The organism is Microbacterium sp. 22215 (genome assembly GCF_052045655.1).
GTDB lineage: Bacteria > Actinomycetota > Actinomycetes > Actinomycetales > Microbacteriaceae > Microbacterium > Microbacterium phyllosphaerae.
Genome location: NZ_JBQEPC010000001.1, coordinates 297,269 through 322,571, shown reverse-complemented (window position 1 = coordinate 322,571; position 25,303 = coordinate 297,269). Strand labels below are relative to the sequence as shown.

General features: G+C 70.2%; 19 protein-coding genes, 1 tRNA gene and 1 other RNA gene. 5 read left to right on the top strand and 16 right to left on the bottom strand.

What is annotated here, in order from left to right; translation table 11 throughout:
• Positions 1-26 precede the first annotated feature (26 nt).
• The 12 genes from ACTJKH_RS01630 to ffs form a co-directional block, all read right to left on the bottom strand.
• Positions 27-965, bottom strand: coding sequence for a DMT family transporter (locus tag ACTJKH_RS01630; protein WP_440735506.1), 939 nt, complete (start codon positions 963-965; stop codon positions 27-29).
• Positions 966-981: 16 nt separating this feature from the next.
• Entirely contained in the window at positions 982-1,575 is a 594-nt protein-coding gene (gene recR, locus ACTJKH_RS01625) for a recombination mediator RecR (protein ID WP_210098652.1), read from the bottom strand.
• Positions 1,575-4,013 carry a DNA polymerase III subunit gamma and tau gene (locus ACTJKH_RS01620; protein ID WP_440735505.1) on the bottom strand — a complete coding sequence of 813 codons (2,439 nt, stop codon included), beginning with the start codon at positions 4,011-4,013 and terminating at the stop codon, positions 1,575-1,577. Before ACTJKH_RS01620 ends, recR begins: the two co-directional genes overlap by 1 nt.
• Before the next feature lie 104 nt (positions 4,014-4,117).
• The gene (locus ACTJKH_RS01615) at positions 4,118-5,197 is read right to left on the bottom strand and encodes a DUF2207 family protein (RefSeq protein WP_440735504.1); all 1,080 of its coding nucleotides are present in this window, start codon (positions 5,195-5,197) and stop codon (positions 4,118-4,120) included.
• 2 nt (positions 5,198-5,199) lie between these two features.
• The gene (locus tag ACTJKH_RS01610) at positions 5,200-7,704 is read right to left on the bottom strand and encodes a glycoside hydrolase family 65 protein (protein ID WP_440735503.1); all 2,505 of its coding nucleotides are present in this window, start codon (positions 7,702-7,704) and stop codon (positions 5,200-5,202) included.
• The gene (locus ACTJKH_RS01605; RefSeq protein ID WP_440735502.1) at positions 7,701-8,492 is read right to left on the bottom strand and encodes an HAD family hydrolase; all 792 of its coding nucleotides are present in this window, start codon (positions 8,490-8,492) and stop codon (positions 7,701-7,703) included. The genes ACTJKH_RS01610 and ACTJKH_RS01605 overlap by 4 nt, the downstream gene beginning before the upstream one ends.
• Positions 8,493-8,594: 102 nt before the next feature.
• Positions 8,595-9,815 (bottom strand): acetate/propionate family kinase, encoded by a 1,221-nt coding sequence (locus ACTJKH_RS01600; RefSeq protein WP_440735501.1) that lies wholly within the window; start codon positions 9,813-9,815, stop codon positions 8,595-8,597.
• 9 nt (positions 9,816-9,824) lie between these two features.
• The gene (locus ACTJKH_RS01595; RefSeq protein ID WP_440735500.1) at positions 9,825-10,538 is read right to left on the bottom strand and encodes a hypothetical protein; all 714 of its coding nucleotides are present in this window, start codon (positions 10,536-10,538) and stop codon (positions 9,825-9,827) included.
• 25 nt (positions 10,539-10,563) lie between these two features.
• Entirely contained in the window at positions 10,564-12,678 is a 2,115-nt protein-coding gene (pta, locus tag ACTJKH_RS01590; protein ID WP_440735499.1) for a phosphate acetyltransferase, read from the bottom strand.
• A gap of 61 nt (positions 12,679-12,739) precedes the next feature.
• Positions 12,740-13,429, bottom strand: coding sequence for a hypothetical protein (locus ACTJKH_RS01585; protein WP_440735498.1), 690 nt, complete (start codon positions 13,427-13,429; stop codon positions 12,740-12,742).
• On the bottom strand, positions 13,426-14,037 hold the full coding sequence (locus ACTJKH_RS01580) for a rhomboid family intramembrane serine protease (RefSeq protein WP_440735497.1): 612 nt from the start codon (positions 14,035-14,037) through the stop codon (positions 13,426-13,428). The genes ACTJKH_RS01585 and ACTJKH_RS01580 overlap by 4 nt, the downstream gene beginning before the upstream one ends.
• A gap of 43 nt (positions 14,038-14,080) precedes the next feature.
• An RNA gene (gene ffs, locus ACTJKH_RS01575) (signal recognition particle sRNA small type) lies at positions 14,081-14,177 on the bottom strand.
• A gap of 50 nt (positions 14,178-14,227) precedes the next feature.
• Here ffs and ACTJKH_RS01570 point away from each other — a divergent pair.
• The 4 genes from ACTJKH_RS01570 to ACTJKH_RS01555 all read left to right on the top strand — a co-directional run bounded on the left by ACTJKH_RS01570 (position 14,228) and on the right by ACTJKH_RS01555 (position 21,689).
• Positions 14,228-17,137 (top strand): DEAD/DEAH box helicase family protein, encoded by a 2,910-nt coding sequence (locus tag ACTJKH_RS01570; protein ID WP_440735496.1) that lies wholly within the window; start codon positions 14,228-14,230, stop codon positions 17,135-17,137.
• A gap of 87 nt (positions 17,138-17,224) precedes the next feature.
• Positions 17,225-18,214: an AAA family ATPase gene (locus ACTJKH_RS01565; protein WP_210098662.1), complete on the top strand. Its 990-nt coding sequence runs from the start codon at positions 17,225-17,227 to the stop codon at positions 18,212-18,214.
• 15 nt (positions 18,215-18,229) lie between these two features.
• Positions 18,230-19,447: a DUF58 domain-containing protein gene (locus tag ACTJKH_RS01560; protein ID WP_440735495.1), complete on the top strand. Its 1,218-nt coding sequence runs from the start codon at positions 18,230-18,232 to the stop codon at positions 19,445-19,447.
• A complete protein-coding gene (locus tag ACTJKH_RS01555) occupies positions 19,434-21,689 on the top strand; it encodes a transglutaminase family protein (protein ID WP_440735494.1) in 2,256 nt (751 codons plus the stop codon). Before ACTJKH_RS01560 ends, ACTJKH_RS01555 begins: the two co-directional genes overlap by 14 nt.
• A gap of 77 nt (positions 21,690-21,766) precedes the next feature.
• Here the strand turns inward: ACTJKH_RS01555 and trhO are convergent, their stop codons facing one another.
• Positions 21,767-22,657 (bottom strand): oxygen-dependent tRNA uridine(34) hydroxylase TrhO, encoded by an 891-nt coding sequence (gene trhO / locus ACTJKH_RS01550; protein WP_440735493.1) that lies wholly within the window; start codon positions 22,655-22,657, stop codon positions 21,767-21,769.
• A gap of 9 nt (positions 22,658-22,666) precedes the next feature.
• The gene (locus ACTJKH_RS01545; protein WP_440735492.1) at positions 22,667-23,545 is read right to left on the bottom strand and encodes a hypothetical protein; all 879 of its coding nucleotides are present in this window, start codon (positions 23,543-23,545) and stop codon (positions 22,667-22,669) included.
• A 252-nt stretch (positions 23,546-23,797) separates the two neighbouring features.
• Between ACTJKH_RS01545 and ACTJKH_RS01540 the strand changes: the two genes are divergently transcribed.
• A tRNA-Ser gene (locus ACTJKH_RS01540) sits at positions 23,798-23,885 on the top strand.
• A gap of 132 nt (positions 23,886-24,017) precedes the next feature.
• Here the strand turns inward: ACTJKH_RS01540 and ACTJKH_RS01535 are convergent.
• Together ACTJKH_RS01535 and ACTJKH_RS01530 are read right to left on the bottom strand one after the other, a co-directional pair.
• Positions 24,018-24,617, bottom strand: coding sequence for an N-acetyltransferase family protein (locus ACTJKH_RS01535; protein WP_440735491.1), 600 nt, complete (start codon positions 24,615-24,617; stop codon positions 24,018-24,020).
• Between the two features lie 31 nt (positions 24,618-24,648).
• Complete coding sequence (locus ACTJKH_RS01530; RefSeq protein WP_440735490.1) at positions 24,649-25,284, bottom strand: phosphatase PAP2 family protein; 636 nt, start codon at positions 25,282-25,284, stop codon at positions 24,649-24,651.
• Positions 25,285-25,303 lie beyond the last annotated feature (19 nt).

Sequence of the window (25,303 nt, the reverse complement as noted above, 5' to 3'; positions counted from 1 at the left end):
TCGCATGTGACGGTCGGGCGGCTGCGTCAGGGAGCCGGAGGGAGCGGCGCCGGGGCGAGATCGGTCGCGACGGATGCCGGAGGACGGAATCTCCCACCCGTGGCGGCGAACCAGCATCCGGCGATGATCAGCGGGAACCCGATGAGGAGTCCGGGTGTCAGGGGCTCGGCGAGCACGATCGCGCCCAGGAGGATCGCCACGACCGGGTTGACGTAGGTGAACAGCGGCGCTCGGACGGGACCCACCTCGCGGATGAGCGCGAAGAAGGCGAGGAAGGCGACGGCGGTGCAGATGACCGCGAGCGCCAGGAGGGCGAAGATCGACGGCAGGGTCGGCACCTGATGCTGGGTGAGGAGTCCGATCGGCAGATAGATCACGCCGATCATGAGCAGCGACAGCGTGATCGTGCCGAGGGAGGGCACGTCGGCGAGCTTGCGGGCCACGATGAACGGCGCGATCGCGTAGAGGATGGCGACCAGCAGCACCTCACCCGCGGCGAGCAGGCTGACCTGGCCACCGAAGAGCCCCGGGCCGGCGACGACGATGGCCACCCCGATGAAACCGACGAGCAGGCCGATCGCGCGCGCCGGGCGCAGGACGCCGCGGTCTCCGCCACCCAGGGCGATCAGGGCGGCGAACAGCGGAACCGTGGCGACGAGCAGCCCGGTCATGCCCGAAGGAAGCGTCATCTCGGCATGGCCGAGCAGCACGAAAGGGCCCGCCATCTCGACAGCGCCGAAGGCGAGGATCCACGGCCAGTGCCTCCATGCCGCGCGAAGCGCTCCCCCGCGGATCGCGAACGGCAGCAGGAGCAGGGCCGCGATGAGCGTGCGCCCGGCGACGATGGCCGGTGGCGAGAGCGACTCGACCGCGATGCTGATGAACAGGTACGGCACGCCCCACAGCAGGGCCATCGCTCCGAAGAGCAGCCACCCACGGCGTGAGAAGCCGCCCTGGGTGTTCACCGCACGCGCCGGGGGTTCACAGCACGCGCCGCCCCTCGAAGGCACGACCGAGGGTGACCTCGTCGGCGTACTCGAGGTCGCCGCCGACCGGGAGGCCCGAGGCGAGGCGCGACACCGTGATCTGCATGGTGGTGAGGAGGCGGCTGAGGTAGCTCGCGGTCGCCTCGCCTTCGAGGTTCGGGTTCGTGGCGAGGATGACCTCCTGCACGGTTCCGTCTGCGAGTCTCGTCATGAGCTGCGCGATGCGCAGATCATCGGGACCGATGCCGGCGATGGGACTGATCGCCCCGCCGAGCACGTGATAGAGACCGCGGAACTCACGTGTGCGCTCGATGGCGGCCACGTCTTTCGCATCTTCGACGACGCAGATCAGCTCGGGATTGCGGCGCGGATCACGACAGATCGCGCAGCGCTCCTGCTCTGCCACGTTGCCGCAGATCTCGCAGAAGCGCACCCGCACACGGATCTCGACGAGCAGCTCGGAGAGACGCGCGACGTCGAACGTCGGCGTCTGCAGGATGTGGAACGCGATGCGCTGCGCGGACTTGGGTCCGATTCCCGGCAGCCGACCGAACTCGTCGATCAGCTCCTGGACGATTCCGTCATACATCAGGAGAACCTCGTCGGGGGCTCGTAGGGCTCTTCGCGCACGAATGTCGCGCCGAGCACCTGGCGGATCACGGCCTCACCGTAACGCTGGACTCCCCCGGCGGGGGTGCGCTCGGTGATCACCGGGGCTGCGGCGGCTGAGGCCACCTTGCGCGCCGGCGCAGCAGGCTGCACGGGCGCCGGCTGCGCGGGAGTCGATGACGACGGGCCGGCCTGAGCGCGACCGGCGGACGACGCGGCCTGCGTCGTCGGCACCGGCTCGTACGCCGGGTCGTAGGGCGGCTCGTCGTCGAAGTACGGCGGTTCGTCATCGAGCGGAGGCGGAGGCTCGTCGCCGTAGGCCGGCCGGTCTGCGGCGGGAGCCGTCGGAGCATTCGGAGCTGCCGAGGACGGGGTTGCCGAGGACGGGGCTGCCGGTGCTGCCGCGGCCGAAGCTGCCGGGGTCGCCGCGGCGGGAGGCGACGACGGCGCGGCTGCAGCGACGGCCGGCGCCGCGACAGGAACAGGTGCGGGGTCGGCGGATGCCGGGATGGCGGCGACAGCCCACTCGGTCACCGGCCCTGCAGAAGCACTTCGAGTCTGAGGACGCGGTGACCCCGCTGACGCAGGCTCCGATGCGGTGGCGTCGCCTGCCGGCGCGCCGGATGAGGGGGTCGCCGGCTGACGTGGAGCCCCGCCCGCAGGCATCGGGGCGGGACGGTACTTGACCTTGACGCCGACCTCGTGCTCGATCGCCATGCGAAGGTGATCGGACGGGCCTGCACCCGGAACCGTGCCCTTGAACTTCGCGACGTCGTGCTGACTCGTGAATCCGAGAGTGAGCACGTCGGAATCGGTGTCGAAGGCGAGCGGCTGAACCGCGGTCGCGAGCAGCCACGAGGTACGGCTGAGGCCCTCGAGCCGCTTGAGCACTCCGGGCCAGGCGGCGGTGATGCCGTCGAATGTCACGGGACCTGCCGATGCCGCGGGCGCGGATTCGGGCTCCGCCGACGTGGATGCCGAGGGGGATGCAGACGACGCGCCGGCTTCGCCCGCCCCGGCGTTCTGCGCGGGGGCCTCCGACGAGTCGGGGATGGTCTCGGCCTGGGCCGTCGATGCAGCGGCGATCGCGGCGCCGGGTGCGGTCTGAGCCGCCTGCGCGGCCTGATCCGCCTGAGCGGCCTGATCCGTCTGAGCGGGAGCGGCCGTGGCGGGCGTCGCCGCCGTCGGTTCCGCAGCGCGAGCACGCGGCTCGGATGTCGTCGGGATCGCTGTCGCCTGAGTGCGCGCGGATGCACCCGCTGCTCCGACCTGCGAGGGCGCGGCGACCGTGCCGGTCTCGGCTCCCGCCGCGAGCACGCGCGCGACCATGAGCTCGAGGTGGAGTCGCGGCGAGGTCGCTCCCGACATGTCATCGAGTGCCGCGCTGACGACGTCGGCGGTGCGAGACAGACGCGCGGATCCGAAAGCATCCGCCTGCGTGCGCATGCGGGCGAGCTCGTCTTGGGCGGTACCTCGGAGCACCGACGAGGCGCCCTCCCCCACGGCCGCGATCACGATGAGGTCGCGCAGTCGCTCGAGCAGATCGTCGACGAAGCGGCGAGGATCCTGCCCCGTCTGCACGACGCGGTCGATCGCGGGGAACGCCGCGGCCGCGTCGGCGACGGCCAGAGCGTCGACGATCTCGTCGAGCAGCGCCGCATGCGTGTAGCCGAGCAACGCCACGGCACGCTCGTACGCGACCGTCACGGTGTCGGAGCCGGCGGGCGAATCGGAGCCGGCGATCAGCTGGTCGAGCAGCGAGAGAGTGTCTCGCGGAGACCCTCCTCCGGCGCGCACCACGAGGGGAAGCACACCTCGTTCGGCGACCACGCCCTCTTCGGTGCACAGCTTCTCGACGTACTCGAGCATCGCGGCCGGCGGCACCAGACGGAACGGGTAGTGGTGCGTGCGCGAGCGGATCGTGCCGAGAACCTTCTCGGGCTCGGTGGTCGCGAAGATGAACTTGACGTGCTCCGGCGGCTCTTCGACGAGCTTGAGCAGCGCGTTGAACCCCTGAGGCGTCACCATGTGCGCCTCGTCGAGGATGAAGATCTTGTAGCGGTCGCGGCTGGGTGCGAAGGTCGCGCGCTCGCGCAGATCGCGGGCGTCGTCGACACCGTTGTGGCTGGCGGCGTCGATCTCGACGACGTCGAGCGAGCCTCCGCCCGCGCGCGACAGCTCGACGCAGCTGGGGCAGGTGCCGCAGGGGACGTCGGTGGGACCTTCGGCGCAGTTGAGGCACCGGGCGAGGATGCGTGCCGAGGTCGTCTTGCCGCAGCCGCGGGGCCCGGAGAAGAGGTAGGCGTGGCCGACGCGGTCGCCGCGCAGCGCGGTCATCAGCGGTTCGGTCACCTGGGACTGCCCGATCATCTCGCCGAACGACTCGGGGCGGTAGCGGCGGTAGAGGGCTGTGGTCACCACAACAGCCTACGGCGTGCCACGGACGTTCCGGCAGGCGCGACCGGTCGATCGACCACGCTCCGTGGGCGGCGATGCCGAGATTCCGGTCGCGGCGCCGGGAATCACGTCGAGACGGCCTCGAAGACCCCGCCGACGACCTCGACGATCCCGCCCGTCGCGTCGACCAGATCGCCGACCGCTCCGACGAGGTGCACGACTCCGCCGACCAGCTCGATCGCATCGAACAGGGTGACCGCGATCTCGAGCGCGTCCCCCGCTCCCTCTGCGACCCGCAGCTCCTGCGACTCCGTACGGAGCGCTGCGGTCCACGAGCGTTCCAGCCCGAAGAGCACGGCATACGGAAGCAGCCGCTCGTTCACCAGGAACCGCTGCAGTCGCTCCGACGCCGCCTCCGGCGAGACATCCGACCGCAGCTCCGCGCCCGCCGTCGACTGCAGGAACCGCAGCGGCTCGGCCTCGGCCAGCGCGACGTACTCCCGGATGCCGGCGAGATGCCCGCGGAGCGGCTGCGCCGCGGGCAGGAACCGTCGCCAGGGCCGCGGTGCGACGACGATCACCGCGACGGCGGCCAGGAGACCGATGCTCAGGACCGCGTACAGTGCGGCGCCGGGTTCGCTCACCGCGAGCGCGGCGAAGAGCAGCAGCAGGCAGACCCCGATCACGAGCCAGGCGCCCACGCGCAGCAGGTAGGTGGCCCACGCGCGGCGTCCCCGCGCGATCAGGCCCGCGGCCGCGAGACGCTTCTCGGCCTCGTCGAGCACTGCGCGCACTCGGCGATGCAGCGCACGGGCATCCGAGCTGAACCGTCGCACACGGCCGGGCGTGTGATCAGGGCCGAACAGCGCTTCGAGGACGCTCAGCTCCTCCGGAGCGAACGTCGCGCCCTCCACGACCTCGATGCCCACCGGCGCCCGGCGGCCCGATCCGCGCGCCGGCGGAGCCTCGGCATCCACGAGCAGCCTCACCTTGCGGCGCACCGCCAAGTCGATCAGAGCAGCCGCGATCGCCCTGCGGTCGGCGTTCAGCAGCAGTGCGTCGTGCAGCACCGTCGCACCGGGCGACGGCTCGAACCGCGGTCCGGGCGACGCCACGCGCTGCACCGATCGTGCCCGCTCGACGATCGCGAGCACGAGCAGCAGCAGCGCGGGCGCGAGCCCGAACAGCGACGCCGTGATCAGCACGCTCAGTCGATCGGCTCGATCACCGGGATCGCTGTGGTGATGACGGGGACGGATGCCGACAGCCGCGTGCCATCTTCGCGCAGTGCGTCGGCGAACTGGCGCAGCGACGGGCGGCCCGGGATCAGGGGTCCCTGGTCGTCCAGCGGCACGACGACCTCTTCCTCCGTGGTGGCCACGTACGCCACGTCGCGCACCGTGAACGGCACGGGGTCGCCCGTACGCACCTGCACGCGCAGAGCATCCTTCGTCAGAGTGATCTGCAGCGCAGACCCCTGCCACTGCAGCGGGTACGACAGCGAGGGCCAGTCAGCGGGCAGGCGCGGGTCGAAGCTGAGCTCGCCCGCATAGTCGCGCATGCCGCCGAATCCGCACACGAGAGCCGTCCACACACCGCCGGCGGATGCGACATGCACGCCATCGGCCGCGTTGTGGTGCAGATCGTGGAGGTCGACGAACAGCGACTGCCGGAAGTACTGCAGCGCGAGGTCCTGGTATCCGACCTCCGCGGCCAGGATCGACTGCACGACCGCCGACAGCGTCGAGTCGCCCGTGGTCAGCGGGTCGTAGTAGTCGAAGTCGGCCTTCTTCTCCTCGGGCGTGAAGTGGTTGCCCTGCAGGAACAGGGCGAGCACCACGTCGGCCTGCTTGAGCACCTGGAACCGGTAGATCACGAGCGGGTGGAAGTGCAGCAGCAGCGGACGCTGCTCGGACGGGGTGTGCGCGAGATCCCAGACCTCGCGCTCGAGGAAGAGCGAGTCCTGCGGGTGGATGCCGAGCCGCTCGCTGAACGGGATGAACATCGCATCCGCGGCGCGCTCCCAGCCCTCGGCCTCGCCCTCGGCGAGACCGGTGCGCTCGACGACCCTGGCGAACTCCTCGCCGTTCGCCTCCTGCGCCTCGCGGACGACCTTCGCGGCATAGCGCAGGTTGTAGCGCGCCATCACGTTCGTGTACAGGTTGTCGTTCACGACGGTCGTGTACTCGTCGGGCCCCGTGACGCCGTGGATGTGGAACGTCTCGACCCCGTCGTCGGCCTGGGTGTCGGCCACCAGGCGCGACGTGCGCCAGAACCCGAGCGTCGCCCACAGCCGGGCCGTCTCGATCGCGATGTCGATGCCCTCTCGGCGCAGGAAGTCATCGTCGCCGGTCGCTCGCACGTACTTGCCGAGAGCGAAGCTGACGTCGGCGTTGATGTGGTACTGCGCGGTGCCTGCGGCGTAGTACGCCGAGGCCTCTTCGCCGTTGATCGTGCGCCACGGGAACAGGGCCCCCGCCTCGTTCAGCTGCGCCGCACGCCGGCGCGCGGCCGGGAGCATCAGCGCCCGTGCGCGCAGCGCGTTCCGAGCCCACTGCGGCGACGTGTAGGTGAGGAAAGGGAGCACGTAGATCTCGGTGTCCCAGAAGTAGTGACCGCTGTAGCCCGACCCCGAGACGCCCTTGGCCGGTACGCCGGTGCCGTCGGCACGGGCCGATGCCTGAGCGAGCTGCAGGAGGCACCAGCGGGTGGCCTGCTGGATGTCGTCGTGCTCGCCGATCTGCACGTCGCTGCGGGCCCAGAACGCCGCGAGCCACGCGGCCTGGCGGTCGAACTGCGCCTGGACTCCCTCGAAGGCGACGCGGTCGAGCGAGCGGCGGCAGCGGTCGACGAGCTCTCGAGCGGGCACGCCGCGTGAGGTGTGGTAGCTCACGAGCTTGGTGACCGAGATGGGCACACCGGCTTTCGCCTGCACGCGGAAGACGTTCTTCGAGATGTCCTCCTCGATGAGCGTGCGCGAGGTGTAGTCGTTCTCGGTATCGATGATGTGGTCGGCGACGACCGCCACCGTCATGCCCGATGCCGCGACCGAGTACGACAGAGCGGATCGGAGTCCGTCCTGCCAGTGCTCGGCGGGCTCGAGCACGCGCTCGGCGATCTTCTCGGCCTTGCGGGGGTCGAACCCGCCCTTCGCCTGGTTCGGTGTGCCCGCGTACACGCCGGCCCCGTCCTGACGATTGATCATCTGGCAGCTGATCGTGACCGGGGCGTCGGCGTTCTCGACGACGACCTCGAGGCGGAGCACTGCGAGGTGTCGCTCCTCGAAGCTGACGATGCGCTCGTCGCGCATCCGCACGCGCTTGCCCGAAGGGGTCTCCCACACCACGACGCGCTCGAGCACGCCGGTGCGCATGTCGAGCGTGCGGCGGTATTCGCGCACGTCGGCCTCGTCGAAGGAGATCGGCTCGTCGTCGACGTAGACGCGCATGACCTTGGCGTCGGGCGCGTTGACGATCGTCTGCCCGACCTCGGCGAAGCCGTAGGCCTGCTCCGCGTGACGGATCGGCCACGTCTCGTGCAGGCCGTTGATGAAGGTGCCGTGCTCGTGCGCGCCGCGTCCTTCGATGTGGTTGCCGCGGAGCCCGAGGTAGCCGTTGCCGACGCCGAACAGGGTCTCCCCCACTCCGTCTTCGGAGTAGCGCGTCTCGATGAGTCGCCAGGGGTCGACGGGGAAGCGGTCGCGGTCGATCATGCGGTCTCCTCGGAGTCGGAGTGGGAGCGGGAGGTGGAGTCGGTGGCCGTCGCGGTCTGGTCTGCGAGGAAGACGTCGAGGTCCTCGACGACGACGGTCGCACCTGCGGCGAGCAGAGCATCCGCTCCTGCGCCCCGGTCGACGCCGATGACCGTCGCGAACCCCGCCGCGGCGGCGGAGGCGGCACCGGACGTGGCGTCCTCGACGGCGATGCTGTGCGCGGGGTCGACCCCGAGCGCCACGGCACCGGCGTGGAACATGTCGGCGGCGGGCTTGGAGGCGAGGTTCTCGCGCTCGGCCACGACCCCGTCGACCACGATGCGGAAGAACGAGCGGATGCCGGCGGCGGCCAGCACCTCTTCGGCGTTCTTGGAGCTCGACACGACGCCCAACGGCACTCCTGCGGCGGAGAGCTTCTCGACGAGTGCGAGGGAACCCGGGAACGGTGCGATGCCCTCGGCACGCAGCGACTGGGCGAAGGCGGCGTTCTTGCGATTGCCGATTCCGCAGATCGTCTCGGCCTCGGGCTCGTCGTCGACCTCACCCCACGGGATCTCGACATTGCGGCTGCGGAGCAGGCTCGCGACGCCGTCGTAGCGCTTCTTGCCGTCGACGTAGTCGAAGTAGTCGGCGTCCGAGTACGGCGGGGTGATGTCCCAGCGCTCGAAGACGTCGTCGAACACGACCTTCCACGCGCGCATGTGCACCTCGGCCGTCGGCGTGAGCACACCGTCGAGGTCGAACAGGACGCCTTCGGTACGGAGCGGATCGGGCAGGGCTTCGGGCACAGGAGCCTCCAGGAGAAGGACGAGGGGTTCCGGCACCTCTCCGTGCCACTGTGCAAGCGTAGTGCGGCGCGGCATCGCCGGTAACCCCCGAGGGCGTGTGGATCAGAGCATGCGCGAGGTCTGTCTGGCGATCTCGAGCTCTTCGTTCGTCGGCACCACGAGCACCGTGACGCGCGAGCCGTCGGTGGAGATCCGACGGATGCCCCGCTGTCGCTCCTCGTTGCGCGCGGGGTCGATCTCCACCCCGGCGAATCCGAGTGTCGCCATCGCCTCGGCACGCACGGCGGCGGCGTTCTCGCCGACCCCGGCGGTGAAGGAGATCACGTCGACCCCGCCGAGCTGGGCGATGTAGGCGCCGGCGTACGCGCGCAGTCGGTGGATGTAGACGTCGAAGGCGAGTGTCGCCGCCTCGTCGCCGTCGTCACGTCCGGCGAGGATGTCGCGCATGTCGCTGCGCCCGGCGAGCCCCTTGAGCCCGCTGCGGGAGTTCAGCAGCGCGTCGAGGTCGTCGATCGAGTAGCCGGCTCGACGGGACAGATGCACGAGGGCCGCGGGGTCGAGGTCTCCGGAGCGCGTGCCCATCACGAGGCCTTCGAGGGGGGTGAGTCCCATCGAGGTCTCGACCGAGCGGCCACCGTCGATCGCGGTCACGGACGCGCCGTTGCCGAGGTGGAAGACGAGCTGCCGGAGCGTGCCGATGTCGCGTCCGACGAACGTCGCGGCCGACTCGCTCACGAACTGGTGGCTGGTGCCGTGGAACCCGTAGCGGCGCACCCGGTGCGTCGCGGCGAGTTCGGCGTCGATCGCGTACGTGTAGGCGGCGGCCGGCAGCGTCTGGTGGAACGCGGTGTCGAACACCGCCACATGCGGGACGTCGGAGAAGACGGCCCGTGCAGCGACGATGCCTGCGAGGTTCGCCGGATTGTGCAGCGGGGCGAGCACCGCAAGTTCCTCGATCTGCTCCTCGACGTTTCGGGTGACGAGCGTCGGCGCATAGAACCTCGCGCCTCCGTGCACGACGCGGTGGCCGACCGCGACCGGCGGATGCTCGTCGAGCAGCGGCCCGTGCTCGGCGAACTGCTCCATCATGACCGCGAAAGCGGCGTCATGATCGACGACGGGTCGCTCCGAGTCGTACGAGGCGTCGAGCATCGTCACGACGGCATCGGCCGTGGCATCCGGTCGCACCGTGTGACGGATCGCGCTGACGTCCTGGCCGATCCGCTCGATGAGGCCGGCGGCCAGCTCGTTCTCGTTCTCGATGTCGATCAGGCTGTACTTCAGCGAGGAGGACCCGCTGTTGATGACGAGGATCGCGCTCATGGCCGACGCTCAGGCCTTGATCGGCAGGACCTGGAGCGAGCCCTTGCCCGCGGCGTCCGGCGGGACGACTATCACGTAGGCGCCGTCTCCCTGGGCGGGCGCCGCGAGGATCGCCGGCGGCACCCCCGGGGCGAGGGCAGCGGCGCTCACGCCGGCGAGCACCTTCTGCTTGAGAGCGGCGGATGCGGCGGCCTTCGTGGCCTTCTTGTCGAGAGTGCCAAGGTGGCCGGCGTAGTGCTGCGCGGCTGCCTCGAACTCGGCATCCGGAACACTGGGGTGCGAGATGAAGGCGATCGCGACCTCGCTGTTGCCGTTCTTGACCTTGAGCCCGGGGAGCAGCTGACGACCGATCCATCCGCGCTGACGGTAGCTCTCGTACAGCCCAGCGCCCGCCTTGTCGCGGGTGGCGAAGTGCACGACGAGCAGGATGATGCCCAGGGGCAGCAGCACGAGGGGGCCGTACACGTAGAGGAAGCGCCAGATCTCGCTGCGACCCGAACGACTGCCGGTGAACTCGATCGCTCCGGCGTCGAAGAAGTAACGGAACATGAGCGACCACTGCCAGTCGCTCGCGGACCCGAGCTGGAACAGGTTCATGCCGACGCCGATCGCGCTCAGCACCAGCGAGGTGACCGCGACGCCGTAGATCGTCCTCTTCGGAGTCACGGCCTTGGCGAACCCCTCGGGTGTCGCGAGCTGCTGCTGGATCGAGGTAATCGTCATGCTGGAAAGCATAGGGGCGGCGTCGTCACTCGGCGGTCTGCGCCTGGATCGCCGTGATGGCGACCGTGTTGACGATGTCGTCGACGAGGGCTCCGCGCGACAGGTCGTTGATCGGCTTGTTGAGCCCCTGCAGCACGGGCCCGATCGCGACGGCGCCCGCCGACCGCTGCACGGCCTTGTAGGTGTTGTTGCCCGTGTTGAGGTCGGGGAAGACGAAGACGGTCGCCCGGCCCGCGACGGCCGAATCGGGCAGCTTGGCTTTGGCCACGGCGGCGTCGGCCGCGGCGTCGTACTGGATCGGACCCTCGACCAGCAGTTCGGGCGCACGCTCGTGCACGAGTGCGGTCGCGGCGCGCACCTTGTCGACGTCGGCGCCGGATCCGGACTCCCCCGTCGAGTACGACAGCATCGCGATGCGCGGCTCGATGCCGAACTGGCGGGCGGTCGCGGCCGACGAGATCGCGATGTCGGCCAATTGCTCGCTCGTCGGATCGGGGATGACCGCGCAGTCGCCGTACACGAGCACCCGGTCGGCGAGCGCCATCAGGAACACGCTCGAGACGACGTTCACACCCGGCTTGGTCTTGATGATCTCGAACGACGGACGGATCGTGTGCGCCGTGGTGTGCGCGGCTCCCGAGACCATGCCGTCGGCGAGGCCCAGGTGCACCATCATCGTGCCGAAGTACGAGACGTCCGTGACGGTGTCTGCGGCCTGTGCGACCGTGATGCCCTTGTGCGCACGGAGTCGCGCGTACTCGGTCGCGAAGCGCTCGACCATCTCGGGGTCGTTCGGACTGATCACCTGCGCCGCGGCGATGTCGACGCCCAGCTCGACGGCGCGCGAGCGCACGGCCGACTCGTCTCCGAGGATGGTCAGATCGGCCACCTCGCGCGCCAGCAGCGTCGCCGCTGCGCGGAGGATGCGGTCGTCGTCGCCCTCGGGAAGCACGATGCGCCGACGGTCGGCGCGCGCCCGCTCGATGAGTCCGTACTCGAACATGAGGGGGGTGACCACCCGGGACTCGGCGAGGCCGAGCTGGGTGGTGAGCTCGGTGATGTCGACGTGGGTCTGGAAGAGCCCGAGGGCGCGGTCGTAGCGGCCCCGGGACTCGGGCGAGATGCGTCCGCGCGCCCCCATCACGCGCACCGCCGTGTCGTACGTGCCGAGGTCCGTGGCGATGATCGGCACGGTCGACGTGAAGCCGTCGAGCAGCTGGACGATCGGATCCGGCAGCGGGAACGGGCCGTTCAGGATGATGCCGGCGACCCGCGGGAAGGTGCCCGACGCGTCGGCGAGCAGCGTCGCCAGCAGCACTTCGGTGCGGTCTGCGGGGATCACCACCACCGATTCTTCGGTGAGGCGCGGGAGCACGTTCACCATCGACATCCCCGCGACGACGATCGTCAGAGCCTCGCGTGCCAGCCGGTCGGGATCGCCCTTGATCAGCCGGCCGTCGACGGCCGAGAGGATGCCGTTGATCGACGGTGCGACCAGGGTGCGGTCCTCCGGGATCGCCCAGACGGGCGTGGTCTTCTGCGGGCGCACCGCGGCGACCGCAGCCTCGATGTCGCTGAGCGCGTCGGGGTCGGCCCGGTTCACGGCCACAGCGAAGAGCTCGGCGCGCTCGGCGTCGAGCTCGGAGAGCGCGAGGGCGGCGATCTGTCCGACGGCCGCAGGCGTGCGGGCCGTGGTCGTGCCGAGCTGCTCGGCCTGACGCTGCTGGTCGCGGCCGCTGAGCACGAGGAGCACGGGGGCTGCGAGGTTCGCGGCGATCCTCGCGTTGTAGCCGAGCTCCGCGGGGCTCGCCACATCGGTGTAGTCGCTGCCGATGATCACCACGGCGTCGCACTGGGCCTCGACCGCCTTGTAGCGGGCCACGATGGTCGAGAGCGCGCGGTCGGGATCGTCGCGCACGTCGTCGTAGGTCACCCCGATGCAGTCCTCGTAGTCGAGCTGCACGCCGTCATGCGCGAGCAGGAGTTCGAGCACGTCGTCGCGTTCGGTCACCGACCGGGCGATCGGACGGAAGACCCCCACCCGGGGCGAGACGCGCATCAGCGCGTCGAGCACGCCGAGCGCGATGGTCGACTTGCCCGTGTGTCCTTCGGCCGAGGTGATGTAGATGCTCTTCGCCACAGCTCCACACTAGGTGCAGCTCCCCATGGACGCGCTGGGTTGACAGCCGTGCGAAACCCGCTCAGCAGGGGGCCGAGAGAGCCTCGACGACGGCAGTGGCATCGGCCGAGTACCGCGTGTAGTACGCCGGATCGAGATTGATCTGCACCCGGTGGATCGCGAGCGAGGGGTCGAGCGACTGCCAGTCGTGCACGCGTGCGAGTCGCTCGTAGAACAGCGTCGCGGCGGTCGCGGGATCCATCCGCTGCTCCGGGGTGCCCCACCAGTCCTGCTGCTGGAAGAGTCCGATGCTCGTCGTCCGACTGCCATCGGGGTTCGTGAATCCGCTCGTCTCCCAGTCGCCGTAGTCGATGTTGTGCAGGCTGCTCTCACCCATCGCCGTCATCACGCCGAGGATCTGACCGTCGCGGCCGAAGCCGAGCGCGGTGGCCGTCTGCATGATGGTCGCGGCATTCTCGAGCTGCTCACCCTGCCACCCCTCGATCCCGGCGTCGGGATACGTGCTCGGGTCGGTGAGGCAGATCGCCAGCGGCTTCTCGTGGGCGAGTCCCAGCGGGATCAGCACCGCGGCGAGCGCGACGACGACCACCGCCGCGGCGGACCAGGCGATGCGCCGCAGCACCTTCAGCCGCTGCATCCGGCGCTGGGCACGGCGGCGCGGCGACATCCGGCGCGTGCGCGAGCGCGGACGACGGGTCGGTCGCTTGCGCGTGCGCGGCTTCGCACGGCGCGCTCCTCTGGTCACGCTCATCGGCGCCGTGTTCCGCCCCTGCCGACGAACGCGGCGAGGCCGCCGCCGATCGCGCCGAACAGGTGGGCCTGCCACGAGATGCCCTCACGCACACCCACGACGCCGGCCAGCATGGACCCGCCGTAGAGTCCGATGACCACGAGGGCGATCACCGCATAGAGCACGCGGTGCGCCACTCGGCCGGGGGCGAACACCCGCATCAGCGTGTAGCCGAAGTATCCGAAGACGAGCCCGGAGGCACCGACGGTCAGAGTTCCCGGCGCGTTGACGAGCCAGGTACCCAGACCGCCGATCACGGCGGCGAACGCGGTCGCCGCCCAGAACCGACGCGACCCTTCGACCGCGACGAGGCAGCCGAGCACGAGCAGGGGCACGGTGTTGCCGATCAGATGCGCCCAGTCGGCGTGCAGCAGGGGCCCGATGAGGATGCCGCCGAGACCGGAGAGATCCCAGGAGCGGAGCCCGAAGCCGGTGAAGGATCCGGGCAGGATCGCATCGGCGAGCTGGACGATCCACATGAGGGCGACCAGCAGGACAGGAGACGCGAACCGACCCAGAGCGCTCGAGCGCGGGGCGTCGGCGGTGCTCATCACGTCTGACCTTGTCACGTCACGATCCTGGCAGGACTGCCCCGGAGGACGCTGACAAAAAGAAAGTGACCCTCCGCGCACCCAGCAGAGCCCGGTTACCCTTGCTGCGTTTCCGCCCTGGGGGAATTGGCCTGGATGCCGCCACGCGGAGAGCCGTCGACAAGTCTAGCCGATGTCCGCCCGTGCTCTTTGACAGACTGGGCAGGTCATGGATTCCGCCACCGCCTCTCCCCTGTCGACGTGGCATTTCTCCGGCACCCTGCGCACGTACCAGGCCGAGGTCCTCGACCGGCTCGAACCCGGCGGCGACGACCCGCTGCACATCGTGGCGCCTCCTGGGGCGGGCAAGACCCTGCTCGGCCTGCTGCTCGCCGCGCGCGAAGGGCATCGCGCGCTGGTACTCGCACCGACCGTCACCATCCGTCAGCAGTGGCTGCGCACGGCGACCGAGCTGGCGCCCGAGGCGACAGCGGTCTCCGACGACCCCGATCGGATCGCCGACCTCACGGCGCTCACCTACCAGCTGCTCAGCGTGACCGGCGACGGGTCGCCCTTCGACGACCTCGCCCTCGCGGTCTGGACCGACGAGCTCGTCGCGAGCGGACGCACCGAGGCGGATGCCGCGACCTGGCTGGCCGAGCTCGCGGTCGACAACGCCGGCCGCTACCGCTCCGGCATCCGCAGCCGCACGCGGCGTCTGCGTTCGCGACTCACGCGTCAGCGACCCGCCGAGCTCGCACGCGTGCTGCATCCGAACGCCGTCGCGCTCATCGACCGACTCGTGGCGGCGGGCGTGCGCACCGTCGTGCTCGACGAGTGCCACCACCTGCTCGACCACTGGGCGATCGTCGTGGCGTACCTCGCCGGACGCATCCGTGAGAGCGGCACCGAGCCGACGCTGATCGGTCTGACCGCGACCCTGCCGTCGCCCGACGACGAGACCGAGTTCGAGAACTACAGCACCCTGCTCGGCGAGGTCGACTACGAGGTGCCGACCCCCGCCGTCGTCAAGGAGGGGCATCTGGCGCCGTATCGCGACCATGTGCTGTTCACCGAGCCGACGCCGGCGGAGGCCACCTTCATCCGACGGCACGAATCCCTCCTGCACGACCTGATCAGGCAGGTGCTGTCGACCCCGGATGCGCTCGCCTACCTCGAGCATCAGCTCCAACCCGACGACGCATCCGGCGAGGAGGAGGGCGACGCGTCGCTCGCGCGCCTCGATCGCGCCTTCTCGACCGACTTCGCCCTCACGCGCTCGTGCGCCCTCGTGCTGCGAGAGGTGGCCCCGCAGCATCCGCTCGTCGCCGCGATCCCGCCCGTGCTGCTCGATCGCTGCACCACCGACGACCTGCTGACGGTGCTGTCGCGGTTCGCCCATGCCCGGCTGCTGTCCGATCCGTCCGCCGTGCGTCAGTGGGAGTACGTGCGACGATCGCTCGCTGACTTCGGCTACGCGCTCACCGACCGTGGCATCCGCCGCGGCCGCAATCCGGTCGAGACCACGCTGGCGTTCTCCGCGGCCAAGGACCACGCCGCCGTCGAGATCCTGCGCCGAGAGCTCGCCGGCGAGGACGGCGACAGGATCCGCGCGGTCGTCGTCACCGATTTCGTCGAGCACGGGAACAACCGAGGGCTGGCCGGGGATGCCCCTGCAGGCGCTCTGCGCACATTCGAGCTGCTCGCGGTCGACGCGGTCACCGCGCGGCTGCGCCCGGTGCTCCTCACCTCGCAGCACCTGCGCGTCCGCGCCGAGGATGCCGCCGACATCTCGCGTGGGTTGAGCGATCTGCTCGGCGAGGCCGTCCGGGTCGCCGACGGCGTGGGCCCGGTGCGCGACCTGCAGCTGCGCGGTGCGGGGAGCGGGCGGGTGGTCGGCGCCGTGTCCGAGCTGATCCGGCGAGGAGACGTCCGCCTGCTCGTCGGCACCCGAGGACTCCTCGGCGAAGGGTGGGACTGTCCCTCGGTCAACACCCTCGTCGACCTCACGACCGTGGCCACATCATCGGGCACCCAGCAGCTGCGGGGGCGCACCCTGCGCCTCGACCCCGCGTGGCCCGAGAAGGTCGCGCACAACTGGTCGGTCGTGTGCCTGATCCCCTCCGACGTCGATCTGGACGACGGGTCGGAGTCCGCGCGTCTGAGTCGTCGACACTCGCACCTGTGGGGGCTGAGCGCCGACGGCGAGGGTCGGATCGTCAGCGGGCTCGGTCATGCCCTCGCCGCGCCCGTCGTCGAGGCGTGGGAGCGCGTGCTCGAAAAGGACCCCTCGACCACCGTCGGCGACATCGACTCCTTGCTGCGCGACCGGTGGCGGCCCCGCGCTCGGACCAGAACCGAGTGGCGGATCGGCGAGGCGTACACGCCCCGTGAACGGGAGACGATCTCGATCCGGCGGACTCCGCGGGCGCCGCTGCTGCGCGCCCGGCAGACGGCGACCGCGGGTGCCGTCGTGGCAGCCGTCGCGGGAACCGCGACGGTCGGCGCCCTCGTCGCGGTGCTGGCTGTCTCCGGAGTCCCCCTCTCGCCACTGCTCGGGATCGCACTCGCCCTCGGCGGAGGCGTCGTCGCGGCGACGGCATCCGGTCTGCGCATGCTTCTGCACACTCTCCGCGATCGTGCGCGACCGGCCGAGGTCTATCGTTCGGCGGCGATCGCCGTCGTGCGCACGCTGCGCGACGCGGGGCGCATCGCGCCCGTCGACGAATCCGCGATCACGGCGCGTCCTGACGAGGCGGACCCGACGCGCATCCGCATCGAGATCGGGGGCCGTGCGCAGGATGCCGCCATGATCGCCGACGCGGTGGAGGAGCTCTTCGCGCCCGTGCGCACACCGCGGTTCCTCCTGCGCATCGATGCGGCCGGCCTGCCGCGTCTTCGCGTGCTCGAGCGGCTGGCCGACCGCCTCTCCCCGGGCCGCACGCTGCTCGCCGTGCCGCGCATGATCGCCCGACGCCGCGGCGACGCCGAGTCGTTCCGCGATCATTGGCAGTCTCAGATCGGCTCCTGCGACCTGCACGAGCTGACCGGGGTGCAGGGCCTCGCCCTGCTGCGCCTCGCCCGCAGCGCCGACGATCGACTCGACGCGGCGGAGCCGAGAGCACGTGTCTGGGGCTGACCTGCGCGGGCTGTTCCCACCCCATCGGCAGGCAGCCGGGTTACGATCGGTTCACGCGCACCGCAGCGCTCACGTGAGAGGGAACGCATGCCAGAGAATCCGCCCCTGATCCCGACCGTCGTCGATGCCGAGCAGTTCGCCGCGCAGACGACGGCCATCGTCGAGTCCGTGGGACGGGTGATCGACGGAAAGCCGGATGCCGTGCGGAGCGCGCTCGTCTGCCTGCTCGCCGAAGGGCATCTGCTGATCGAGGACGTACCGGGCGTGGGCAAGACCATGCTGGCCCGCGCTCTGGCCGCGAGCGTGGATGCGACGGTCCGCCGCATCCAGTTCACCCCCGACCTGCTCCCCGGAGACGTGACCGGCGTGAGCGTCTACAACCCCGTCGACCGGGAGTTCGAGTTCAAACGCGGAGCCGTCTTCGCGCACATCGTGATCGCCGACGAGATCAACCGCTCGTCGCCCAAGACCCAGTCGGCGCTGCTCGAGGCGATGGAGGAGGGCCAGGTCACGGTCGACGGATCGACCCACATGCTGCCCGATCCCTTCCTCGTGGTCGCGACGCAGAACCCCCTCGAGATGGAGGGCACGTACGCTCTGCCCGAGGCGCAGCGGGACCGGTTCATGATGCGCATCTCGATGGGCTACCCGGATGCCGCGGCCGAGGCCCTCATGCTTCGCCAGCGCGACACGGTCAACCCGCTCGCCTCGGTGCGGGCCGTGGCCGATGCGGCGTCGGTGTCGGGGCTGATCGCCTGGGCGCGCTCCGTGCACGTCGCCCCCGCCCTCGAGGAGTACACGGTCGCCCTCGCACAGGCCACTCGCGCCGATCCCAACCTGCATCTCGGCGCGAGCCCCCGGGCGACGCTCCAGCTGATCAGGGCGGCCAAGGTGTGGGCGGCTCTCGACGGACGCGACTTCGTGATCCCCGATGACGTCACCGCTCTGCTCATCCCCGTCTTCGCCCACCGCCTCCTGCCCGCCCGTGGAGCGCACCGGGCCGGCGCCCAGCCCATCGAGGCCGCGCTCCGTCAGATCGTCGAGCGCGTGCGCGTCCCCGTGACCGCACGTTCCTGACCCGCCCGGCTCACCATGCCTCGTCGTCGAACCCTCACCCTTCGGGGCACCGGTGCGCTCGTGGCCGGTGTCGGCTGCCTCATCGCGGCGAACATGCTGGGGGCGCAGATCCTCCTCTACATCGGTGTGCTCCTGCTCGCGGTCACGGTCTTCTCGATCCTCGCCGTGCGGCTTCCTCGACGCTCAGGTTCGGTCGCACGGCAGATCTCGACCGACCTGCTGACGGTCTCCGAGACCTCGCGGGTCACCCTGCGCGTCACCCTGAGGGCGCTGCGCGTGCCCCGGGGGCTCTGGCGAGACGTGCTGCCCGATGCCGTCAGCGGCGACTCCGCCGGCGAGTACCCGCCGGAGACGGGGCAGCTGAGCTATCTGATCACCGGTGTGCGGCGGGGTGTGTGGCCGATCGGCCCGCTGGTGCTCCGCACGGTCGATCCGTTCGGACTCGCGCAGCGCGAGCAGGCGTTCGGCGAGACCCGTACCGTGACCGTCGTGCCCGAGGTGTTCACCCTCGCTCCGCTCACCGTCAAGGTCGGCGCGGCCGGCGGCACAGCCCAGACGTCGTCGAGCCGATTGGGCCAGGGCAGCGACAACCTCTCGCCGCGTCGGTACATCCCCGGCGACTCGATGCGCCGCATCCACTGGCGGGCGACCGCGCACCGCGGCCAGCTGATGGTGCGCCAGGAAGAGGAGGAGTCGAGTCCGGATGCCCTCGTCATCCTCGACCGCAGCGCCGCCCGCTGGGCCCGCCCCGGCGACGAGGCCGACCCCGCCTTCGAGACCGCCGTCTCGATGTGCGCCTCAGCTGCCGTGCACCTCGTGCAGGAGGGCTACGGCGTCGACGTGATCGACAGCGCGGGCACTCTCCTCGGCGCGCTCCGCGGTCACGAGGACGACCGAGACGGTCTGCTCGTCGCCCTCGCCCTCGTGGCGCCTCGGGGCGACGCGCGCGACATCACGGCCCTGATCGGCGGCACCCCTCCCGGCCCCCTGGTGTACATCACCGGAGAGCTCGATGAGGAGGATGCCGCGCTGCTGCGGCCCTCGGGGGCAGCAGCGCCGATGCTCTTCGCCACCGCGCCGCTGCCCGGCGCCGCCGAGGCCGCCGTGCGGCACGGCTGGCGGGTCGCGACGCTCGGCGACGACGTGACCGAGTCATGGGAAGACGTCCTGCCCGACCGGGTCGGGCTGGGGCCTGCCGAATCGCAGCAAGGAGCGACCGATGTCGCGCGCTGACCGTACCGCTGAACGCGCCTCCCGCCTGTCGTGGCACCGGGAGCATGAGCTGCCCGCCGGCACCGTCCTGCCGTCGGTGCTGGCCGCGGCCGCCGGACTCGTCGCGATGTGGCCCTACACCTCGGTCATCGAACCCGGCACCTGGTCGTTCGCCGTTCTCGCGGTGATCGTCGTGACGGCGCTCACGGGCATGGCGGTGCGCACCCTGATGCGCCGCCGGGCCGCCTGGGTGCGCGATCTCGTCACGATCGGGGTGCAGATCCTGGTCGCGGTCGGCACGGTCGTGCTGCTCGTGGCGGGTGACACCGCGGTCTTCGGGGTGATCCCCACGGATGCGACGGTCTTCACCTTCCAGACCCTCGCCGCCGCCGCATGGGAAGAGGTCGCCTTCGGCTCCGCCCCCATCGCGGCCTCCCCCGGACTCGAGGCCGTGATGGGCATCGGCTTCGCCGTGGTCGCGATCCTCCTCGATCAGCTCGTGGCACAGCGCGGCGCCATCCTCGCGATCCTGCTGACGGGGGTCGTCGGATCCGTGCCGATGATCGTCACCCTCGGGGGCGTGAACATCGTCTGGTTCGTCATGCTCGGCATCCTGATCCTCGTGCTGCTGCGCTACACGGCGGCGCAGGACTCCGAGTCCCCTCGGCGCACGTCGACGGCCGTCGCCGCCGGAGTCGGGGTCGCGGCGCTCGTGGCGACCGTGATCGTGGCGCCCGTCCTGCCGGTCTCCGCCAGCCTCGCCGGCACCGGCGTGGGCGTCACGGTCGACGCGTCGCTGCGCCTCGGCGACGACCTGCGTCAGCCGAACCCGGTCGAGGTGCTCACGGTGGCGACGACCGCCGACACCGCCCCGTACCTGCGGCTCACGACGCTCTCCGACTTCGACGGACGGGTCTGGGAGCCGGACAGAGGCGACCTGCAGTCACAGAGCGACGGATTCGGCCCCGCGGAGTGGACCGACGACATCGACACCACCGATCAGAACACGTCGATCAGGGTCATCCGCATGTCGAGCTCGTGGCTCCCCGTGCCGTATCCGGCCACGAGCGTGCAGGGCGCCCCCTCGAGCTGGCGGGTGAGCCCCGAGAATCGCACGCTCGCATCGCGGAGCGCGGATGCCGTCGGCAACGACTACACGGTGCGATCGGTCGAGGTGTCTCCCACCCTCGAACAGATCCGCGCCCTCCCCGCCGCCGAGCCGGTCGTCGACCCCGACGCCGAGCCGGTGGATCTGCCGGGGGTGATCGGCGCCACGGCCGCCGAGGTCACCGCGGACGCCACGAACGACTACGACCGGCTGATCGCGCTGCAGTCGTGGTTCCGCAGCCAGTTCGAGTACTCGCTCGACACCCCCGTCGATGAGGGCTTCGACGGCACCGGGGCGGATGCCGTGGCGCAGTTCCTCGAGGTGAAGTCGGGCTACTGCATCCACTTCGCAGGGGCGTTCGCCCTCATGGCCGAGAGCCTCGACATGGATGTGCGCATCGTCGTCGGATACCTTCCCGGCGCACTGACCGACAACACCCGCGGTGCCGAGGCCGTGTATTCGGTCTCCAGCGACCAGCTGCACTCGTGGCCCGAGGTGCTCTTCCCGGGCATCGGCTGGGTGCCGTTCGAGCCGACCGCATCGCTGGGTGTGCCCACCGCTTTCGCCGCCGGCTCGACCACCGGAGGCGGCTCCGGCGGCTCCACGCCGACTGCTCCGAGCGCCACGCCGAGCGCCACATCGACGTCCGGGCCGGACATCGAGCGAGAGGATGCCGGCGACAACGCGTCGTCGAACGCAGAGCTGCGCCGCCTGGATCCCACCCCCGTGATGCTGGTGACGATCGGCGTGCTGGTCGTGCTGCTGCTTCCCGCTCTGATCCGTCTGTCGGTCGGGGCTGCTCGCCGAGGTCGGGCTCGGCGAGGAGACGCGGCGGCGGCGTGGGAGGAGCTCCGCGCCACGGTGCAGGATCTCGGACTGCCGCTGTCGGATGCGGAGACTCCCCGCATGCGCGGCGACGATCTGGTCAGGGACAACGGGGTGGATGCCGGTGAGATGCGCCTCCTGGTCGATGCGATCGAGCGTGCCAGCTATGCACGGCCCTCGGACGATTCGAGCGACGACCTCGCCGGCCCCCTCGGCGACGTGATCGCCGGGTTGCGCCGAAGTGTCGACGGCCGTACCCGCGTGGTGGCGTTGCTGCTTCCCCGCTCGCTCTTCGTCAGTCGTCGAGCGGACGCAACGCTGACCACCTGACCGTGGGATCGTGTCGCGCTCTTCCGGAGCGAGCGGCAGGGTTCCCGCTCGCCCGGCGTGCGTGAGGTCGCCTCGGCTCAGGCCGCGTGCTGCTCGCAGCGCACCGCGTCGCACGATTCGCAGACGACGAACTGCGTGCGGCACGACAGATCGGGGCAGTTGGCGGTGCGCTTGGTCGAGACACCGCATCCGACGCACTCGCCGATGACGGCGGCGCGATCCGAGAAGTCGACGGATCCGCGCTTGTCGAAGACGTAGAGCGACCCGTCCCAGAGGCCGTCGTCGCCGTACTTCTCGCCGTAGCGGACGATGCCGCCCTCGAGCTGGTACACCTCGCCGAACCCGCGCGACGTCATGAGGCTCGAGAGAACCTCGCACCGGATGCCTCCGGTGCAGTACGTGACGACCGGCTTGCCTTTGAGGTCGTCGTACTCGCCGGAGTCGAGCAGCTGCACGAAGTCACGGGTGGTCTCGGTGTCGGGCACGACGGCTCCGCGGAAGCGGCCGATCTGCGCCTCGAGGGCGTTGCGCCCGTCGAAGAACACCACGTCATCCCCGCGTTCGTCCATGAGTTCGTGGAGCTGCTCGGGCGTGAGTCGCGTGCCGCCGCCGACCACACCCTGCTCATCGACGCGCAGTTCGCCGGGTGCTCCGAACGACACGATCTCGTCGCGCACCTTCACGCTGAGCTTCGGGAAGTCGAGGCTGCGCCCGTCGGCGTCGACCCCCGTTCCCTCGCTCCACTTGATGTCGGCGTTCTTGAACGGGGCGTACGACCGGAACGATCTGGACCACTTCTTCAGAGACAGCAGGTCGCCCCCGAGCGTGCCGTTGACACCGTCTTTCGAGATCAGGAGTCGGCCACGGAGTCCCAGTGCCTCGCCGAGGTCTCGCTGCCACACCCGGATCGCTTCGGGGTCGGCGAGCGGGGTGAAGACATAGAAGAGGACGATCTTGGGGGTTGCCACCCAGAGATTTTACGTCGTGTGAGCGCCTCCTCCGCGCCGAAGAGGCATTCGGGTGCCGAGCAGACGGCCGACATGTCGGTGGATCGCGGGCACGAGCTCTCCGTGCTCCCCGGCGTCGGCCCTGGTCAGCAGCTTCGTCAGCACGTACAGCTGAGAGATGACGCCGCCCTCTGTCTCGAGGTCGCGACGGAACCGGCGGGCGATCTGCTCGGCCACGTGCGGCACTGCCAGCGAGTGTCCGAGCAGGAATGCGGCGTCGTACCCCTGCGGAGCGAGACCCCACGACTCCCAATCGGCGATCGCGAACGGCTCGCGGTGGAGGTTGTTCCAGTGCAGGTCTCCGTGGCTCGGCCGCCAGCCACGCTCATCGATGTCGAGATCGACTCCGAAGAACACCGTGATCCGACGGCGCATGATCTCGGAGTCGAGCAGTGTGCGGTCGGTGGCCGTCGCGGAGACCCGGTCGAGGCTGCGCTCGAGCTCGACCCACCATGCCTCGTCGAGCCCGGGAGTGCGCTGGAGCACCGCGGTCGGCGCGCACGCGCGCCCGGGGAGCAGACTCATGAGCTCGGCCCGGTAGACCAGCGGCCCCTCTTCCCATGCGCGCACATCGAGCAGCCGAGGCTTCTCGACCCCTGCGATCGTCGAGGCATCCTGATTGCCCGTCCACCACGCGCTTCGTGCCCAGTCGCGGCGAGCCCACACCACGCGCAGCCAGTGCCGCGTACCCGCACGCTCGACCACGGAGCCGATCGAGCGATCACGCCAGCCGAATCGCACCCGCCCGATCGCGTCGAGGCCGAAATCGACGAGTGCCCGTGAGTGCGCCATGCGCAGCGCTGTGCGCACCGCAGTGCTGGTCGATGCCGCCGTGTCGACTGTCGTCATGGATGTCCTCTCGAGGTGGGCGCCGAATCACGGCAGGGGGGCCGACGTTGTGGCCCATACCGAGCACAGGGGGGGGCAGAAGAGTCATATGAGCGCACAACGTCGATGAATGAAGACTATGAACGCGCTGCGCGTGAGCGCAAGGCATCGTTGCATCGCATACCGGTGCGACGGCATCCCCGCGCTGACGGCGGCGAGCACTCTGGTCAAGGGCACTCGACGCGATCGGATAGACTGTTCAGGTTGTTCCTTGGTGACGTGTCCGAGCGGCCGAAGGAGCACGCTTGGAAAGCGTGTGTTGTGCAAGCAACCGCGGGTTCGAATCCCGCCGTCACCGCCAAAAAGCACGAAGGGTCTCCGCGCCAGCGGGGGCCCTTCGTGCTTTCTCATCGAGCGCTGGGGATTCGGGGAGGAGCGAGCGCAGCGAGCACCGGAGTCCCGCCGTCACCGCCAAAAAGCCAGAGTCCCGCCCTCAGCCGAATCTCACTCCGTAGCTCTGCCCGCCGGGCTCCGCCGGAAGCGGAGACATGCCGAGTCGCTCGTAGAAAGCGGCGGCGCCGGTGTTGTTCGGGTCCATGCCCAGGTGCAACCCCGACACTCCGCGGCGGGTGAGCTCGGCGAAGAGCGTCTCGATGAGTCGGCGCCCGAGCCCCTGCCCCTGCGTCTCGGGCAGCAGGTCGATGTGCAGATGGGCGGGGTACTCCGCTGCGTTCGCGTTGCGCCCTGGCGCCTGGCTGTACCCGTGCTCGATCATCCGCTCCTCGCGAGTCGTGGGCTCGGCTGCACGCGGATACCGCTCCTGCCGAGTCGGCCACCACTCGTCACGGAACCAGGTCGCGAAAGCCTCGGTGTCATCGGTCGCGACGATGTAGCCGATCACGCGCTCGTCATCGGTCTCGACCACCCACGCGAGATCCGGATGCCGCTCGACGTACGGCACGGCGAACAGATCACCCCACAGCGAGTCGTCCGAGAGGATCCCCGTCGCGTCGGCTCCGGCATCCGCGGTCCTGGTGCAGATGTCGTACATCGCGTTGCGGTCTGACGGGCGATACGGGCGGATGCGCGACACTGCTGCTCCTCGAAGAGATGGGGGGGTTCCGTCAGCCTATCGGCGCGACCGCCGGGTCCTCTCGCGCCTTCCTGCTCACCCACGGCAACAGCCAGGCTCCGAGCACGAGCACCACTCCCGCGCCCACGAGCGCGCCGCCGATCGTGTCGGTCGCCCAGTGCACCGACAGCAGTGTGCGCGAGACCGCCATCGCGATGATCCAGAGGATCCCGAGCAGCGCGGTCCACACCCGTGGGAACACCAGCCACAGGACCACCGCGATGGTCGCGGCGTTGGCGGTGTGACCCGAGGGGAAGGATCCGAAGTCGCTGACCACGATCATGTCCTCGGGCCGCGCACGACCGAACAGCTGCTTCAGCAGCTGCACCGCACCGGCGCTCGCGAGGAACGCCGCGGCGGCGAAGACGGCCGCCTGCCACCGCCGGGCGATCAGCAGCGCGATGATCACGAGAAGGGGCACGACGAGGATCGCGATCAGACCGCCGCCGATGTCATTGAGGATCAGGGCGAACGACAGCATCCAGTCGGCGCGGTTCTCGACGACCTCGCTGTTCCACCAGGTGTCGAACCCCGGCGGCTCGGTGTACCCGAACACGATCGCCGCTCCGAGGGCCGTCGCCGCAGCGAGCATCCCTATTCCCCACCACAGCAGCGTGCGTCGTCTCATCGCACCATTCTGCCGGTCG

Excerpts from the sequence above, each read along its gene's own strand:
- recR (WP_210098652.1), bottom strand. The coding sequence starts at position 1,575 with ATGTATGACGGAATCGTCCAGGAGCTGATCGACGAGTTCGGTCGGCTG.
- ACTJKH_RS01610 (WP_440735503.1), bottom strand. The coding sequence starts at position 7,704 with ATGATCGACCGCGACCGCTTCCCCGTCGACCCCTGGCGACTCATCGAG.
- ACTJKH_RS01600 (WP_440735501.1), bottom strand. The coding sequence starts at position 9,815 with ATGAGCGCGATCCTCGTCATCAACAGCGGGTCCTCCTCGCTGAAGTAC.
- ACTJKH_RS01595 (WP_440735500.1), bottom strand. The coding sequence starts at position 10,538 with ATGACGATTACCTCGATCCAGCAGCAGCTCGCGACACCCGAGGGGTTC.
- ACTJKH_RS01585 (WP_440735498.1), bottom strand. The coding sequence starts at position 13,429 with ATGAGCGTGACCAGAGGAGCGCGCCGTGCGAAGCCGCGCACGCGCAAG.
- ACTJKH_RS01570 (WP_440735496.1), top strand. The coding sequence starts at position 14,228 with ATGGATTCCGCCACCGCCTCTCCCCTGTCGACGTGGCATTTCTCCGGC.
- ACTJKH_RS01565 (WP_210098662.1), top strand. The coding sequence starts at position 17,225 with ATGCCAGAGAATCCGCCCCTGATCCCGACCGTCGTCGATGCCGAGCAG.
- ACTJKH_RS01560 (WP_440735495.1), top strand. The coding sequence starts at position 18,230 with ATGCCTCGTCGTCGAACCCTCACCCTTCGGGGCACCGGTGCGCTCGTG.
- ACTJKH_RS01555 (WP_440735494.1), top strand. The coding sequence starts at position 19,434 with ATGTCGCGCGCTGACCGTACCGCTGAACGCGCCTCCCGCCTGTCGTGG.
- ACTJKH_RS01545 (WP_440735492.1), bottom strand. The coding sequence starts at position 23,545 with ATGACGACAGTCGACACGGCGGCATCGACCAGCACTGCGGTGCGCACA.
- ACTJKH_RS01530 (WP_440735490.1), bottom strand. The coding sequence starts at position 25,284 with ATGAGACGACGCACGCTGCTGTGGTGGGGAATAGGGATGCTCGCTGCG.